This is a genomic window from Terribacillus saccharophilus (genome assembly GCF_046592595.1).
GTDB lineage: Bacteria > Bacillota > Bacilli > Bacillales > Amphibacillaceae > Terribacillus > Terribacillus saccharophilus_C.
The window spans coordinates 175,660-192,505 of sequence record NZ_JAWVPF010000001.1; the positions used below are offsets into that span (position 1 = coordinate 175,660).

Genomic DNA, 16,846 nt, shown 5'->3' on the forward strand with positions numbered 1-16,846 from the left:
TTTTACACCTCCAATGCATCGATGATTTTCAGGGCAATTGCTTCATCTGTCTCGATCATCGTGTTCAGCGTTTCAATCACCAAGGAGGAGATGCGTGCATAGTGATCTTGCAATTCCATGAATTTATCATTCGCTTCAGGATAAGCTTCAATTGCTTCCATCGCTTTTCCTTCTTGATAAAATTTCGTGTTTTTTATCGTCTCGATTGCAGGCACGGCATTCGACTGCAGATCTTCCATAATAGCCATGAGCTGCTTATACATATCTGTGATTTCTATCGGATCAATCGTGATTTTCCCACTAGTCGCCATCTATCTAACCCCCTCTTTCTGTCGATATGGGAAGTCCAATGCATCAAATAATACCTTCATAAACCAATATTGACTTGCATGATAATACTGCTTCTCGGTCGTATCAATCATAATCAGCTTGTCATCTTCCGAGAGGACAAGCCATTGCTGATAATGGTCCGGGTTGCTTGCGACCTGCGGCTTCACCCGGGGATGGAAAAGTTCTATATTTGCGATATCATTCGTTACACCAAGCTCGTTGATTGTTGCCCTTTCCTCAGCCGGCAGCTCTCGCCGCAGGAAATGTTTTTCTCCTTCGGCAGGTTCACGATTCAGAAGCGGTACTTTCTCACTAAGCAATTTCAGTACAAGCGGCTTGGCCATCACATAGATTTTGTACTCCTTCTCCGCTGTCTCCACAAGAATGATTACTTCTTCCGCTTGCTTCTCCCGAAACGCGAACATAAGGTTATTGATCCGCACATATTTTTGGCTGAAGAAGTATTCGTACAATGTTTTAATAATCACAGCACCCGAGTTTGTCAGCTTGCCTTCCTCTGTGAAAATGCCTTTCTGATTCAAGCGTTTATGCGCCCGACTCCAAGGTTCTTCTCCCTGCAGCTGATAGATCTTTTTATCCGGCAAGCCAAACAAAGCCTCCGCATCAAACGCCGCAGCGAGTAAATAGAGCTCGGTCACATGGAAGGTATCCCTATCTGGCTGTGTCATAGGCTCTTCACTTCCTTCACCAAATTATGGTTTTGAAAATCAGATTGGTAGTTCTCTATATTATCCAGCGCTTTCTTCTGCAAAGAGGCGGCATCCTTAAGATCGGCGTGATACTGAAGCAGCAGCTCCAAGTAAGCAAGGAAGCTGTCACGTGACTTTCCTTCCCAATTGGATCCTTGCACGAGAGAAAGCAGAGCTTCTCCTTGTGCATACGTATTATCAAGTGATTCCTTCAGCTTTGCTGCAGATGATTTGGCTGTTTCCAATTCTGCTTGATTGATGATCACATCCTTCGCCATAGCTTAGTCCTCCTTCGCTTCTTCAATCGCTTTATTCTTATAATGAAGATATCTTTCGTATGCCCGATCACTCGCTGTTACGAGCTTACTGCGATACTCCTTCTCGTTATCCAAGTAATCCGTCAGCTTTTTATCAAGCCGTTCCTGCGCCGGTATGAAGTCATTACTCGGAATAGCATCTTCCGCCATACACGGGACACTCCCTTTATAAGAAGAAAAATAAGACTCCGCCTCGCTTACCAGCTTGTCATGTTCTGCTTTTGCTTCTTCCAGCTTGTTGTAGAGCTTAAAGTAGTCGTCTCTTTTTGCTTCCGTGTCTGTCTTGAACCATAAAAAAGCCATCTTCCCAGTCCTTTCTGCCTCAGGATTCGCTTCTTTGTTTTCTGCAAGCTACCGAAAAAACCATTTATATCCACTTATCTTTCTTCATTCTAATATGAATTGCATCTGTATCAACGACCCTCTCTTAAAATGCGCCAAAGCTACTAATAAGAAAAATACAGAAACATGCCATAGGTAATATAAGAACTGATGGAATACAGGAGGAAAGATATACTAAAATAATAAAAGCCAGTGATCTTGTACTTCAAAGGTACTCACTAGCTTTAGAGATTCGTATTTTTCTATTTAACTTTTATTAATTGGAACCAATTTTTCGTACTATAGATTATACAGACAAGAAAGAGAATGACTGCCACTACAGTAATAATTGGCGCAATCATGACACCAAGGAATAAGCATAAGATCGCAGCCAGGAGAAGAAGCATTGCAATCATATTGATTCTTACCTCCACACTAGCATCATTGACTACCTCCAGTTCCTTGCTGCCAAAGAACCACTGCTTGGCCTTAAGCTTTACAGCCTCCTCACCAAGGCTGACAGTAGCAGCTTCATCATTCCCAAGCTTGGCTGCATGCTGTCCATCTACTAGCAACGCAACCTTAGCTAAACCACCCATCATGCCTGTATTGCGCTTCACCTGAATCGCCATACCATGATCGCTCCTTACCCTATTGTAAATGCATCAATTACTTTCGCCACTGCCTGTTCCGTTTTCTCCAGCGAATCGACAGCATCTTTGCTCGCATCCACATGCTGCACTGCCATGTCCTGATATTCTTGTATGAGACTATTCAGCGATAAATTGATATCATTGATTTTCGCCTGTACATCAAGCATCTCCCGGCCGCTGCCTCTATCTAGTTTTCCAGATTGGAAATCAGTAAGGGAGTTTTGGAGATTCGTCAATTTCTGCTGAACATGATCTGCTTTTAATCTGATTTCACTCATGACTGCAGCTCCTTCTTCCGATCTGCGCGAAGTCGTTCTAATGAATTTTGTTTTGTCGCCATCTGCATCTGACATGAATCGATCTCCGCAACAAGCATGCCCTTCGCCTGTTCTAACGCTTCCAGAACACGCTGCACCTCATTTTGAGCCACATCTTTAAAGCTAGCCGACAGCTCTCCATTACGGAAAGCATCAAATTTATCAGCAAGCTCCCCCTTCCATGTCTGCGCTGTCAAATCGATATCATGCCAATATTTCCTGCTTTCTTCATAATCTCCTTGCAGGCCAGATATTTCCGTGATCGCACGTTCAAGGCGCTGCACTTCTTCTTGCTTTTGAAGCACTTGCCCACGCAACCCATTGATTGAACTATTCATACTGCGGATTTGACTATCTATGGAAGCTAACGACATTCCAATCATCCTCCTTGCTTTACATCACACCGCACAAAAACTTCATCACTACTACAGTAAAGGATTTCCAGAAAAAAATCTGTAAGACTTCTGCCTTGTTTTTCCAAAATACGACCGAATTGTACTGGTAAAAAGGTTGTGGATTTAGGAGACAGCCCGCATTTAGCTTCGACGCAATTTGAATCTATCGGCGAGGGTATCTATTACAAACTTTTAAAAATTCCATCCATGTTCCTCCTCAATAAATAAAGTACAGCTGTCATAAAGTTAGGACATATGTATAGTATCCGGAATTACAGTTACACAACATTTCCCCGACCAGAACCATTTAAATCAAAATTATGTAATTATTTGGCATATACATCCAACAAAACGGGTACTCAGTTAGCGTAAAAAGCACTGATACGAGCAAATATAACTATTTCCCTAGACACGATGAGAAAATACCCAAGGAAAAAGGTACTTAATACTCTACAAAATGGAAATTGAATTCGTTAGGGTGAAATTAACAGTTTTTATGGAAAGGAGCCCTTCCATGAGCGGAGAAATAAAAATAAACCAAGCCGAGGCTCAAAAAGGTATCCAAGAAATGAGTGATGCCCTGCAAGCATTGCAAAAACAGCTCGGCGAAACGATGGACGGCAATAAAAATATGCGCATGAGTGATATTTATAACGAAATCAAGCAAGAATACGAAAACCTTCTCAATCAGTTCATCACTCTGTTTCAAGATAACATAGCTGCAACAGAGACAGCCGTACAGGAACTAGTCGAATTGGACCGAGCACTTGGTGATAACATTGCTTTAAAATAAACAAGTGAGGAGGAAGTACGTTGAAAGAGTTCGCAGTCAAGGAGATTCACAAAGGCACAGAAACGTCCAAGATAGATCTAGACGCGCTTTCGGAACAGCTATCAAACCTGCAGCAAAAAGTGAGGAACCTCTATAGCTTAGAAGACACTCTAAAAGGAGAAACAGGCACTGCCATCCGATCCTTTTACAACGAAATCCATACCCCCTTCATCACCTTCCTGCTTCAATCCATGGAAGACTACAAAAACAGACTGGAGAACATGAAAAGCGATGTCCAATCCTTCGAACCCAGTCATCAGGGTTATGTAAGTGAAGACTTCTTGGACAATGAGCTGCATCCTGGACTCGATCAAGCAAAATCCAAGATCTCCAGTGTCTCAGAGAACATCAATTCCGTTTTATCGGGTGTGGCAGATATTACATATGTAACAAAAATCAGCTACTCCAACTTTGAGACAAATGTTGAAAACGGCAAACGCCAGATAGACGATGTCATTAAGGATCTTAGCGAACTCGACAGCAAACACGCATCAAAGCTGCAGGAAACACAAAGTGATCTGGATACAATGAAAAAGTATCTGTCCGAAATGACCACCGGATTAAGCAGCGGCACTATATCGATCAGTGAATTCGATATGGCCTCCCTGCAGGATATAGATGCTTATAAGAATGTCATTCAGCAAAGTTATGGGAATGGAAATATTGAGATCACGGAGGATAATATTGAGTATCTTCCTATGGCTGCGATTGCTGCTGCAACGAAAAGGGCTGAAAAAGGGATGGATGAAGGTGCTCTCGCTATCCTTCAGCATGCGTACAAGAGTCTTCAGCAAGGTGATATAAGTAGAAAAGAATATAACGACATTCTGATTACAGCTAGCAAGAAGAACGGATCTGATGAAGAGAAGACCGATACATTTATAGAATACACGAACAAAAACTGGGACAAAATCGGCTTGGATGTTGCTAAGGATGGTGTTGCCAATGCACTTGAACAAAGAGGTATATACTTAGGAAAATCCGCTTTTTCCGATAGCGTAAGATTAGTTAGAGATATTTCATCAGGGGCTGTAGGAGGAGGAACTAGAACTGCTAGAGGTAGAGCCAATAAAATTAACAATAAGTTCACTCTTGGCAGTAAGCTAGCTCGCAGTGGCAATGCATTAGGAAGGGCGCTACCTTACTTAAATGCTGGTTATGGTTTTATTGAGGATATGTGGATAAAAAAAGATAAGACTTTTGGTGAAGCCATTACTCATAATGTATCTTCTCTTGCATTTAGTCTAGGAACTGGAGTCGCAGCGCAGGCATTCACAACAGGAGCATTAACATTTTTAGGAGTTTCTAATCCTGCAGGTTGGGCTGTTCTGGGCACTATGGCAGTAGGTGCGTTAGCAGGACACTTCTTCAATTGGGCCTATGATGAAAACTTTTTAGGGTTACAAGATGGATTAAATTATGTCGGAAATAAAATAGATGAGGGAGTTGATTATGTAGGTGATAAGCTGAATGACTTCGGAACGAGTGTAAGTAATACAGTTAATAAAACAGGAGAAGCTATTAAATCAGGTATAGAATCTCTAAATCCAATAAATTGGGGTTGGAACTAAGAATGAATTCAGAGGTATTTATTATATTAAAGAATTTTAGATATCAGCTTATTAAGATAGAGAATAAGTTTTATATCATTGATAAAGATAAACCATATCTTCTCGTTTATCTTTTACCATTTTTATATTGGGCATTTCCAAAAAAAATTCATCAAATTAGTGAGGAATCTGCTAAACTTCTGCAGACAATACCTAATAAAGATACAAAAAACGGCAAATTAAGTCTCTTTGCCGTTGGAATATCAATGACTCTAGCAAGCTTATTACGACTTATTACAGATTACTTTTCTATTTCAATAACTCATTTTGTTGCTAGTTTAGTTGTTATATTATTTGCCATATTGTTAATTTATTTTAGATTTCTTATAGGTATACAAAATAAGAAATCTATTCATAAGAATTTGGATTTAGATCTAGATAATAATACTAACTATTTAAATGTATATGTTTTTCCAAACCCTCTTAAAAAATTATTCTCTTTTACTTTAATGATCTTATTTACAATGCTAATAGCTATAGGAGCTATGTTTGCTTTTATTGTTTCAGGAAATATAATTATTTTAGTTACCTACATCGTATTCTTCTTTATGTTGTTATTCTTTAATATATTAACAATTCCGCATGGAAGAAATACTATTAAGATCATTGTAAAATAATATAAGTTGATTATGAATCTGAGGATCCTAAGACTCATGCATAAAAATTAAGGAGGAATATGTATGCTACCTATCGGCTCAATAGTCTACCTAAATGAAGGAACAAGTAAACTAATGATTTTAAACCGCGGTCCTATCATAGAACTAGACGGAGAACAAAAAATGTTTGATTACTCTGCTTGTGTTTATCCCCAAGGACTGGTGGCAGATAGTGTCCTCTACTTTAATGAAGAAAATATTGATGAAGTTATCTTTGAAGGATTTAGAGATAGTGATGAGGAACGTTTCCATTCCTTGTATACGCAGTGGCTTGAGGAGAATGATATTAAAAAAGGTGTTGTTAGCGGTCCATTGACATAACACAAAAATAGTCAAAGCATCAAGATCATTTCATTTATCTTGGTGCTTTGTTCTGTCACTCGAGTCTTTTAATTTATCTTTTCTTAACTTTCTAACAGAAATAAATTAAGGTGCGATTTTATGAGATAAGAGCGTTTTATAGATCAATGATTCTCAAGAGATAAGGAGATCATACTATGAATTCCGAAGTTCTTCACCTTAAAAAAAATTTTAGGTATAACCTCATAAAGATAGATGAGGATTATTATATCTTGGATAGGGATAAGCCATATTTCCTTGTATATTTCTTACCTTTCATTTACTGGATGGTTCCTAAAAGAGCAATAAAAATCAGTGCAGAATCTGCGCATCAGTTGCAAACTATAAAACATATTAACCCAGATAAAGGTGGCGCTAGTTTTGCTTATGCTGGCACCTCCATGGCGATTGCCAACTTTTTAGGACCACTTGCTTACATGTTTGAAATCGATTTGCCTCCGTTGTTAGCAGGCTTCATTGTATTCCTTCTGCTTTCATCAGCTCTATACTTCCGCTTTACAGTTAGTAAAACCAGTAAACGCTCATTAATGAGACAGTTAGGATTACACGATAATCTCTACTATTGTACGATGTGGGTTGTACCCAAATCATTAAAGAGAATCGGTTTACTACTCATTATCTCTCCAGTATTTCTATATTTAATAGCCGGAGGCGTAGTTGGATTCATTAGATACGGGAGCCTATTCATACTGTTCGTTTTCACTTTTTTGTTTACATTTTATCTCTTCTTAAACTCAGCAACTGTTCTACCTGGTAAGAATACGATGAGGTTCTGGGTTAGACAAAAGAGAACTGATTCCTTGATGACTAAAAGTGAAAGCGGGAGCCTATAATATTTTTTCGTACAACGTTTTTCTGCCTCTCCAAACTCAAAAGCCTTCCCTTGCAGTACAGAAAGGAAGGCTTTTATTTACTTACTTATTTATTTATTTATTTATCAAATGTAACTTTTTCAGCAACTTCACCAAGAGTCAATTTCGTATCCCTCGGCTTCGTCTCCGCAATAACCTCACCATTCCGGACAGAATACAGAACAGCAGCTTGCTTCCGAATTGCTTCGTATTCATTCTCTGCTTCCAGTACGATCAAGTTGGCTGGCTTTCCTTCTTCAATGCCGTACTTGTCTTCGATATGCAGTGTTCTTGCGCTGTTTGCTGTGATCATGTCGATGCTATTTACGATTTGGTCGTAGCCCATCAGCTGTGTGACGTGGATTCCCATGTGCAGTACTTGCAGCATGTTGCCTGTTCCTAGCGGATACCATGGGTCAAAGATGTCGTCATGGCCAAAGCAGACGTTGATTCCTGCTTCTTGGAGCTCTTTCACTCTGGTGATCCCTCTTCGTTTCGGATATGTGTCAAAGCGTCCTTGAAGATGGATATTGACTAATGGATTGGCTACCATGTTGATATTGGATAGCTTCAAAAGACGGAATAGCTTGGAAGTGTAGGCATCGTTATAGGAGCCCATAGCTGTTGTATGGCTGGCTGTCACTCGTTCGCCCATGCCGTAGCGATGCGCTTCTGCTGCTACTACTTCGACAAAACGGGATTGTTCATCGTCGATTTCATCACAATGGATATCAACGAGACGATCGTATTTTTGCGCTAATTTAAAAGCTGTCTGCAAGGACTCTACGCCATATTCTCTCGTAAACTCGTAATGCGGGATGCCGCCGACAACATCTGCTCCCATGCGAAGTGATTCTTCCAGCAGTTCCTCCCCATTTGGATACGATAAAATTCCTTCCTGTGGGAAAGCAACTAGCTGTAAATCAACATAAGATGCCATCTCTTCTTTTACTTCAAGCAATGCCTTTAAAGCTGTTAATTCTGGATCTGTCACATCGACATGCGTACGCACATGCTGGATACCTTGTGCAATCTGCCATTTCAATGCTTGCTTGGCCCGTGTTTTTACATCCTCCAGCGTGAGCAGCTCTTTCCGTTCCGCCCAGCGCTGAATTCCTTCAAACAACGTCCCGCTTTCATTCCAGTTTGGCTCGCCTGCTGTCAGCGTCGTATCCAGGTGGATATGCGGTTCAATAAATGGCGGCAGTACCAGGTTCCCCTGCACATCCATGATTTGCTCGTCTCGGCTTGCTTCGATCGATGGTGCAATTCGTTCGATCTTACCTTCTGTGATTTGTATTTGCCAGAGGCCTTCTCTATTTCTTAGTTTCGCGTTTGTAATAATCATGATTCTGTCACCTTTTCCACATTTAGATTTAGTTTCGCTTCAGCTGCTTTTGCTGTAATGACTGAAAGAACCACATATACTACCGCCGCACCAATCAATCCGTTCAATGGCGGGATACCAGGCAGAAACTTCGCTGCACCAGCTCCGATCGCCCAGGCGATCATTGCATTCCAGTTAACTACTTTGAATGTCATCGTGTCAAATGCTGGATACTTCCCGCGGCGTACAATGAAGTAGTCAGCAATCAAGATAGCACCGATAGGCGGTAAGACAGACCCTAGCGTTGTAAGAAAACCTGTAAAATTGTTATATAACCACATAGCCATGATTGTGCCGACAATACCATTTACGATAACCACTTTGTTTTTCTTGATTTTAGTAATGTTAGAGATTCCCAGACTTGCAGCATAGATCGCGTTATCGTTTGTCGTCCAAATATTCAAGCCTAAGACGATAATCGCAGGTATTATTAGCCCTTGCATAAACATAACTTCTGAAATATCCGACTGACCTGTAACGATTGCGCCAATTGCACCGAACGCAAACATAAGTGAATTTCCTATAAGAAATGCGATAACTGTTGTAGAGACACCCACTTTTGGGCTCTTCGCGAATCGAGTGAAGTCAGGTGTTAACGTTCCTCCGCTGATGAACGATCCGACACCGATTGTTAGTGCTGCCGCTACACCGAGCACTTCAGTTGGCTTATGCTGCATAAGCAAATCCATCCCGCCAATATCGTTCACTGCCCCAAAGGCTGAATATCCGCCTAGGACAATTATTGCCGGAACTGCGATAAAGCTTAAAATCGTTAAAGCTTTCATTCCGAAGAAAGCTGTAGCTGTCATCAATAATCCAAAAATAACAATCAATACAGTAGTATCAATTCCGGTCACCTTTTGAACTGGTACAGCGAACATTGCCACTCCGACACCGAACCAGCCGATTTGTGTAGCACTCAACAGAAAAGAAGATACATAAGACCCTTTTTCACCAAATGCATAGCGTGTTAGCAAATGCGTGGAGAGGCCTGTTTTAGCCGAAATATACGCAAGCCCACCTGTATACGCACCTAAAATCAAATTTCCCGCTAATACAATCCAGATGAATTGCGTCATGGATAACCCTAGACCTAAAGTTCCTCCTGCTATCATACTCGCGGAGAAGAAGGTAAACCCAAGCATAACCATGAGCATTCTCCAAAAACCATTTCGATGAGATATCGGCACTTCCCTTAAAGAAAAATCATGATCTATCTTTTTCTGTTCCATTGTTATTCCTCCTGTTTTAGTTAGACTAAAACTGGTACCGAGGAAAAAAGAAAGAGGCTTCCTGCCATCACTGACAGGAAGCCTCTTTAAACATGAGAATATAAGGGTATAGCTAACCCATTACTCCGCATAGTTTCCGAATGTCCTTGTCAGCCTCACGGGACTGAATTAAAGGTACCAGTATCAAATTAAAGATATTATTACAATAATTTTGAAGAAAGTCAATAACTTCTCCCAATCTATCTTTAGTAAAAGCTACCATTCCCTGCAACAGATTTAGACCTTCACTACAATATCGTGCCATGTGTCATTAATTTCTTTGATAATCTTTAAATCACATTTTGGCTCTCGATTGTATGTCAACAATCCATTGATTTCCTGCTCTACATCTGTCAATTGTGTATAACAATACCCATGCAGGATATCGGAACTATAAACAGCTTCCATTATTCTTCTGTAATCCTCTACAAACTCTTTTTCACTTTTAACAGATGTATATCCCCAGCCGCTGTCTTCACCAACTTTGTATCCAACACCACCGAATTCAGTCAGCAGAATCGGTTCCCCTTGATGCTCGAAACCGTCAGCATAGATACCGCGGAGTGCTGGTTGTGCATGCAGTATAGATTCCTTCGTCGCCAACGAGTTTTTGAATAGTTGATATTTTGCCTTTTCCTCACCGGAACCATGATTATAGTTATGAATCGCACAGATATCGGACCTTGTCAGCTCCCAGCCATCATTGGAAATAACCAATCGAGTTGGATCCAAGGAATGAATAAGATGATACATCGCCAGCGAGTGATGCTGCTGCTGCTTGTTGCTCTTGATGAAAGGCACGCCCCAGCTTTCGTTAACGGGAACCCAAGCCACGATAGACGGATGATTATAATCACGCTCTATAATTTCAATCCATTCCTTTGATAGCCTACCTGCAGCTTCTTCACTGTAAGACGGGAAGGCTGCACACTCTCCCCAAACCAGGAATCCTAACTTATCCGCCCAATATAAGAAACGCGGATCTTCTACTTTTTGATGCTTTCGACAGCCATTAAACCCCATCTCCAAAGCTAGTTCTATATCCCTTTTCAAGTGCTCATCACTAGGCGCCGTCAGCAGCCCCTCCGGCCAATATCCTTGATCAAGTACTAGCTTTTGGTAATAAGGTTTATTGTTGAGATAAACCATACCATTTTCTTGATGCACCTTCCGCATACCGAAGTAGGACTCTATTTCATCTAATACATGATTGTCATATTTCAAGATGATGCGGATATCGAATAAGTTAGGGTTTTCCGGAGACCAGTTCCAGCCGATATGATGGAAATTAGTCCGGAATATACGCTGATTATAAAGATTGATTGCGCGCTTATTATAAGCATCAATCAGCTCGACTGTATCCTTGGCTATTCTTTCACCTTTATAAGAAATCTCAATCTCAACTTTCTTCTGCACATATTCACCCGTCACATCGTACTCCACAATAATATCGCCGCGGTCGATGTCCGGTGTCATACGCAGTTTAGAAATATGTGTTAACGCAACAGGCTCAAGCCATACTGTCTGCCAAATACCAGTTGTACGCGTGTACCAAATAGCATCTGATTGTTCCTGCCAAAATTGCTTGCCTCTCGGGATTGTCTCATCCGTTGAGGGGTCCTCTACTCGTACGACAACTGTCTCCTTTTCCCAGGTCAAGTTATCGGTAATATCCAAGGAAAAAGAGACATGTCCGCCTTCATGGAATCCGGCATACTGTCCATTAATATATATCCAAGCACGGTAATCCACTGCTCCAAAGTGAAGAATGACTCGCTTGCCATCCCAGTTTTCAGGAAGGGTAAAATCGCGTCTATACCAGACATGATCATGAAAGGCTGTATCCCCAATACCGCTCAATTCCGTTTGATAAGCGAAGGGCACATTGATCTTTCGGTTAAATACATGCCCCGCTTGGAACCACTTTTCCTTCAAACCTGCATTCCTATCATCAAATGCAAACTCCCACTCACCGTTTAAGTTCATCCATTCTTTTCTTTGTAATTGTGGTCTGGGATATTCCGTTCTGTTCATCTTTCTGCTCCCCTCACTCAACCAAGATTTATTTATCTGCCTGCAGTTTAATAGGTTTGTTTTTGGCCAAAGCCATGACAGCAACTATCAGCAGAAGCATCAGACTGATGTAATCAGACAAAAAGTAGCAAACAGCAGCTAATCCAATCCAATAGACAGGCAGTTTATATTGAAGCGTATTATCACACAACAGCTTCCTAGCGAAAATAATATTCAACACAGCAATCACTACAAAAAAGAGACCATATGTAACCGAGAAAATATAAAGGTTATCGAACCAGGATTGGAACCCGTTCTGCTCCAATCCTGTATCACCTCCCTGCATCTTCCAATAGGAGGCGTAAAAGAATATGGTGATGAACCCTGTGAGCAATTGCCACCCGCTGACAACATAAAGTAATTTTCTTTCCATCGACCTGCTCATTGCTTCCCCTCCTATTACCCTATCCTTTCACACCTGATGACAGAGACATAGACTGCATGAAATACCGCTGCGCAAACAGGTACAGCAGGAAGGTCGGAACCAAAGCAATCAATGCACCCGCTGTTCCGATTCCCGGATATGTCATGTATTGCCCTTGCAGCAGCTGCAGCCCTGGTGTAATCGGCAGCTTATCGATATCATTCAATACAATGGACGGCCATAGAAAATCATTCCAGGCTCCAGTGAAACTGAACAATGCCACAACTGTTAATACAGGTCGTATGAGCGGCAGGATGATCAGGTAGAAAATCTGGAATTCACTGGCACCGTCTATCTTGGCCGACTCATCGAATGTTTTAGGTATCCCTAAGACAAATTGCCGCACAAGGAAGATATTAAATACCCCAGCTGCCCCTGGGACAATGACAGCCAGCAGGTTGTTCACCCACCCGATGGAGTCGACAATACTGTACAAAGGAATCAGATTCACAACAGCAGGAAACATCATGGATGCCAGCAGCATCCCGAATAACAGATCCCGCCCCTTGAACTGAAGCCTTGTGTATCCATAAGCCGCAAGCGAAACAACCACCAGCACCAGCAAGGTATGTCCGACTGCGATAATCAGTGAGTTCAGGAACCATTTCATTACCGGTGTAGAAGCATTATAAAAGAGTAATTCGCTGTAGTTGCTCACAGTCCAATGGATCGGCAAAAAGCTTACCGCCGCATTCGTGATTTCTGCTTCAGATTTGAAAGAAGTGAATACAGCCCAGATCAACGGAAACACCCACAGCACAGCCATCACTAATAAAAAGATGAACGCGATGATTTTAGTCTTATTAGTTCCTTTCATGTGTACGCACCTCTAATCCCGATCTCTAAGCAGATAGAATTGAACAGCAGAAACAACCATGATACAAACGCCGAGCAGCACTGCCATTGCAGAGGAGATACCAGCAATCGACATACCGGAGCCAAAAGCATTTTGCTGAATGTACATAAGCAGGACGTGTGTCGAATCACTTGGACCTCCGCCTGTCAACATCAATGGCTGTCCGTATACATTGAATTGCGCAATAGTCGTCATCACCAGCGTAAATAAAATCTGATATTTTATGCTCGGCAAGGTCACTTTGATGAACTTCTTGAATGCACCCGCTCCATCCAAATCCGCAGCTTCCATCAAATCCTTGGGCACCCCGTTCAGCGCCGCTAAGTAAATGACCATATTTCCGCCGATTGTCCACCAGACAGTGACAAGCACCAAAGCAATCCAAGCATTCGGTTGATTATCGAGCATATTCGTCGTTATATTTAAATAGTTTGCCAGAGGACCATAGGTCACACTGAAGAGAAACTGCCAGATAATCATCACAGCTGAAATAGCGAATAGCGAAGGCAGATAAAACAGCGACTGAAACATCTTGTTCAATCTCGGACGCGCGGATAAGGCCAACGAAATCAGTAACGGAACAATGATACAAAATGGGACCGTGAGAAGCACAAAGATAAATGTATTTTCCAAGCCGTTGTAAAATTGTGCAGAAAAGCTCGATTCCGCATCGAATAAGATCGTCTTATAGTTTTCTAAGCCAACAAACTCAGGACTCGAAAATAAATCCCATTTGGTAAATGAAATATAAACGCCAAAAACAGAAGGAATCAGAAAGAAAATAATAAAAATGAGCATGTGGGGTCCGACGAATAATGCCGGCCAGAGATTCAGCTTCTTCTTCTTTACCGTCTGCTCTTTGCCAATCTTTCTCTCCGCTACAGTTGCCATGTATTTTCACCCCGATATAGAGAGGAGCGGAGAATTCTTATCTTCTTCCGCTCCAATGTTTGCTTATTGACTCATCTTGTCATTTACTATTTGTTGTATCTTTTCTAATTGGTCTTCAATTTCTACCTTGCCCTGAATCATATCCCAGCCGGAATTATCGATTTCTGCAAAGATATAAGAAGTACCAGGCTCTGTAATAATCGTGACAGCATCGCGGGCTTCTGGTGTTTTCAACAGGAAGGATTGTGGCATTTCGAGGTACTCTTTATCTTCAAGCATTCCTAAAGCTGTCGGATTTGCCCCTGATTTAATCCATTCCAATTGATTCGTCTGCAGCCATTCAATGAATGCTACAGTACCTTTAATTTTCTCTTCGGAACGCTCCCTGCTCTTGAACATAGCGAACTGATCAGCACCACTTCCTTGGATAACATTGTTCGCATCATATTGCGGTGTAAATGTCTGACCCCACTCAAAGTCTGTAATCTTTTCCATTTGTGACAACATCCATGTACCTTCTGGAAGGAAGATCAATTTGCCGTTATTGAAGAGTTTGTTTACGTCCTCACCATTTTTTGGCATATAGCCTTCATCATGCAGACTTTTAAACTGTTCCATTGCTGCAACAGCTGTGTCATTGTTAATGGTCGGTTCGCCATTTTCAGAGAACTTCCCACCCATCTGATAGTACAGATTGCTGAAGTTCTGCATTGCCCATGAGAAGCCATAAGAGTAGATACCATCTGCTTTCGCTGCCGCACCTGCCTCTTCGATTTCTTCGTATGTCACGATGCCGTCATCAACTGCACCCGGGGCATACTTATCAACCAAATCTTTGTTATAGTACATAACCCAGCTGCCCATTGTCGCCGGAAGGCCGAATTGATCACCATCGACATTTCCAACATTCCAAGCTTCCTCTAAGTAGTTTTCTTGTTTTACATCCGTTCCGTCGATATATTGATTCCAAGGTTCGAGCATTTCCTGCGATTGGAACGTCGATACCGATTCGGATGCAATCAGTGCAATATCCGGAACCCCCTTACCAGAGCGGGTGACTGTCGATAGTTTGTTATTAAATACGCCGCCCTCCATAGAAACAAGCTTCACTTTAAATTCCGGATCTGTCTCGTTGTATTGATCGATATTCTTTTTGATAAGGTCACCATCAGGTCCAGTAGTACTGCTCCATAGAAGGATCTCATTAGAACTGCTTCCTGATGACTCCTCACTGCTGCAGGCACTCAGAAACAAAGAAGCTGTCACAATCAACATAAGGATCAATTTGAAATTCTTCATCCTATTCTCTCCCTAGACTTATTTTCTGTTCTTTATAAGAAGGCCCATCAATGATTAATTTTCCATCCTCAAAACGCAGCTTATCGATACTCATCTGCCGGTCTCCGCTTGGAGCGTCAGGGTATGTATGCGTGTGATATACAGCATACAAAGTCTCTCCGTCAGGACCGACAGTCACGCTGTTATGCCCTGGACCAGATATTCCGTTTTCCAAGTCCTTAGCCAGAACCGGATTTTCTTCCGCCTTTTTAAAAGGACCCCTTGGATTATCCGCAACTGCATATCCGACAGCATAATCCGCACTTGCAAAGTAATTCGACGAGTACATGAGATAATATTTATCCTCTTCCTTCAGCACAAACGGTCCTTCATTCCATTGATAGTCATCCTGGAGTCCTTCCCATTCTTGATCCGGCTGCAACAATAATTGAGGGTCTCCTTTTAACGCTGTCAGATCCTCCGTCATCTCCTGTACGAATATTTGACTGACATGATTTCCGTCTATGATGTTTTCCGAGCAGTCTTTCACATAATATAAATACGGAGTTCCATCATCGATAAAAATATGACCATCTATATAAGAGCCTTCTTCTTGAATGATATCCGCATTCGTATCTGTAAACGGACCTAGCGGATCAGAGCTTGAAGCTAAAGCGATTCGCAAGCTGCCATCCTTATTGCGGGCACTGTACGTCATCATATACTGGTCACCGTGCTTGATCACTTCAGGCGCCCAAAAGTCACCGGTTGCCCATTGCTTCTCCTGCTCCGTATTATCAAATGCCAGCCCTTCTTCTTCCCAGTCGACCATATCGTCAGACTGCCATACTCGAAAACCTATCGAGGCAGCCGAGGTAGCATACATATAATACTTATCTGAATCCTCGTCCTTTAACACAAACGGATCCCCAATATTCGTTATCCCTTGTATTGGATTGGTATAGGACATTTCCTTTTCCTGTATCATCGAAAGAAAGCTCCTTATGCCTATGACTGCAATAACAACAACAGCTATCGCAATCACCACTATTTTTATACCGAATCGTTTTCTGATTTTGATCTCCCCTTGAAGCTAATCAGATTTCAATGTAAGCGTTACCATAATGAATGATCATGATGCATTACCTTTAGCCTGCTATCTTGTTCTATTCAGTGACAAGGGTCTTAAAGATATTTCGGAACGAAGATAAAAGCGGAAGGCTGCAGAATAACCTTTTTATCACTCCCTTTACACTTTAACTAATTGGTTAATTAAGTTATAATGAAAGTGCTTACAATTTGTATTATTGATTA

General features: G+C 41.6%; 20 protein-coding genes. 5 read left to right on the forward strand and 15 right to left on the reverse strand.

Going from position 1 to position 16,846, the window contains the following annotated elements; genetic code table 11:
* Positions 1–2: 2 nt before the first annotated feature.
* From SFC25_RS00775 to SFC25_RS00805, 7 genes are all read right to left on the reverse strand, one after another.
* The gene (locus SFC25_RS00775) at positions 3–311 is read right to left on the reverse strand and encodes a hypothetical protein (protein ID WP_411213431.1); all 309 of its coding nucleotides are present in this window, start codon (positions 309–311) and stop codon (positions 3–5) included.
* Entirely contained in the window at positions 312–1,019 is a 708-nt protein-coding gene (locus SFC25_RS00780; protein WP_411213432.1) for a DUF5081 family protein, read from the reverse strand.
* The gene (locus SFC25_RS00785) at positions 1,016–1,318 is read right to left on the reverse strand and encodes a WXG100 family type VII secretion target (RefSeq protein ID WP_411213433.1); all 303 of its coding nucleotides are present in this window, start codon (positions 1,316–1,318) and stop codon (positions 1,016–1,018) included. The genes SFC25_RS00780 and SFC25_RS00785 overlap by 4 nt, the downstream gene beginning before the upstream one ends.
* Positions 1,319–1,321: 3 nt before the next feature.
* A complete protein-coding gene (locus tag SFC25_RS00790) occupies positions 1,322–1,660 on the reverse strand; it encodes a chorismate synthase (protein WP_411213434.1) in 339 nt (112 codons plus the stop codon).
* Positions 1,661–1,941: 281 nt separating this feature from the next.
* Entirely contained in the window at positions 1,942–2,310 is a 369-nt protein-coding gene (locus SFC25_RS00795) for a hypothetical protein (RefSeq protein ID WP_411213435.1), read from the reverse strand.
* A gap of 14 nt (positions 2,311–2,324) precedes the next feature.
* The gene (locus tag SFC25_RS00800; protein WP_411213436.1) at positions 2,325–2,609 is read right to left on the reverse strand and encodes a YwqI/YxiC family protein; all 285 of its coding nucleotides are present in this window, start codon (positions 2,607–2,609) and stop codon (positions 2,325–2,327) included.
* Positions 2,606–3,022, reverse strand: coding sequence for a YwqH-like family protein (locus SFC25_RS00805; protein ID WP_411213437.1), 417 nt, complete (start codon positions 3,020–3,022; stop codon positions 2,606–2,608). The genes SFC25_RS00800 and SFC25_RS00805 overlap by 4 nt, the downstream gene beginning before the upstream one ends.
* Positions 3,023–3,557: 535 nt before the next feature.
* Between SFC25_RS00805 and SFC25_RS00810 the strand changes: the two genes are divergently transcribed.
* The 5 genes from SFC25_RS00810 to SFC25_RS00830 all read left to right on the forward strand — a co-directional run bounded on the left by SFC25_RS00810 (position 3,558) and on the right by SFC25_RS00830 (position 7,334).
* Complete coding sequence (locus SFC25_RS00810) at positions 3,558–3,836, forward strand: YwqI/YxiC family protein (protein WP_411213438.1); 279 nt, start codon at positions 3,558–3,560, stop codon at positions 3,834–3,836.
* 20 nt (positions 3,837–3,856) lie between these two features.
* Positions 3,857–5,446, forward strand: coding sequence for a ribonuclease YeeF family protein (locus tag SFC25_RS00815; RefSeq protein ID WP_411213439.1), 1,590 nt, complete (start codon positions 3,857–3,859; stop codon positions 5,444–5,446).
* Positions 5,447–5,448: 2 nt separating this feature from the next.
* Complete coding sequence (locus tag SFC25_RS00820; RefSeq protein ID WP_411213440.1) at positions 5,449–6,102, forward strand: DUF443 family protein; 654 nt, start codon at positions 5,449–5,451, stop codon at positions 6,100–6,102.
* 63 nt (positions 6,103–6,165) lie between these two features.
* Positions 6,166–6,462, forward strand: a complete 297-nt coding sequence (locus SFC25_RS00825) for a DUF4176 domain-containing protein (RefSeq protein WP_411213441.1) — start codon at positions 6,166–6,168, stop codon at positions 6,460–6,462.
* Between the two features lie 176 nt (positions 6,463–6,638).
* On the forward strand, positions 6,639–7,334 hold the full coding sequence (locus SFC25_RS00830; RefSeq protein ID WP_411213442.1) for a DUF443 family protein: 696 nt from the start codon (positions 6,639–6,641) through the stop codon (positions 7,332–7,334).
* Positions 7,335–7,431: 97 nt separating this feature from the next.
* On the opposite strand, the gene SFC25_RS00835 is transcribed toward SFC25_RS00830, so the two are convergent.
* From SFC25_RS00835 to SFC25_RS00870, 8 genes are all read right to left on the reverse strand, one after another.
* On the reverse strand, positions 7,432–8,700 hold the full coding sequence (locus tag SFC25_RS00835) for a cytosine deaminase (RefSeq protein ID WP_411213443.1): 1,269 nt from the start codon (positions 8,698–8,700) through the stop codon (positions 7,432–7,434).
* On the reverse strand, positions 8,697–9,971 hold the full coding sequence (gene codB / locus SFC25_RS00840; RefSeq protein WP_411213444.1) for a cytosine permease: 1,275 nt from the start codon (positions 9,969–9,971) through the stop codon (positions 8,697–8,699). Before codB ends, SFC25_RS00835 begins: the two co-directional genes overlap by 4 nt.
* Before the next feature lie 276 nt (positions 9,972–10,247).
* The gene (locus tag SFC25_RS00845; protein WP_411213445.1) at positions 10,248–12,044 is read right to left on the reverse strand and encodes a glycoside hydrolase family 2 protein; all 1,797 of its coding nucleotides are present in this window, start codon (positions 12,042–12,044) and stop codon (positions 10,248–10,250) included.
* A gap of 28 nt (positions 12,045–12,072) precedes the next feature.
* Positions 12,073–12,468 carry a hypothetical protein gene (locus SFC25_RS00850; protein WP_411213446.1) on the reverse strand — a complete coding sequence of 132 codons (396 nt, stop codon included), beginning with the start codon at positions 12,466–12,468 and terminating at the stop codon, positions 12,073–12,075.
* A 19-nt stretch (positions 12,469–12,487) separates the two neighbouring features.
* Positions 12,488–13,324: a carbohydrate ABC transporter permease gene (locus SFC25_RS00855; protein WP_411213447.1), complete on the reverse strand. Its 837-nt coding sequence runs from the start codon at positions 13,322–13,324 to the stop codon at positions 12,488–12,490.
* 12 nt (positions 13,325–13,336) lie between these two features.
* Entirely contained in the window at positions 13,337–14,254 is a 918-nt protein-coding gene (locus SFC25_RS00860; RefSeq protein ID WP_411213448.1) for a carbohydrate ABC transporter permease, read from the reverse strand.
* 63 nt (positions 14,255–14,317) lie between these two features.
* On the reverse strand, positions 14,318–15,553 hold the full coding sequence (locus tag SFC25_RS00865; protein WP_411213449.1) for an extracellular solute-binding protein: 1,236 nt from the start codon (positions 15,551–15,553) through the stop codon (positions 14,318–14,320).
* 1 nt (position 15,554) lies between these two features.
* Positions 15,555–16,520: a glycoside hydrolase family 43 protein gene (locus SFC25_RS00870; RefSeq protein ID WP_411213451.1), complete on the reverse strand. Its 966-nt coding sequence runs from the start codon at positions 16,518–16,520 to the stop codon at positions 15,555–15,557.
* Between the last annotated feature and the right edge of the window lie 326 nt (positions 16,521–16,846).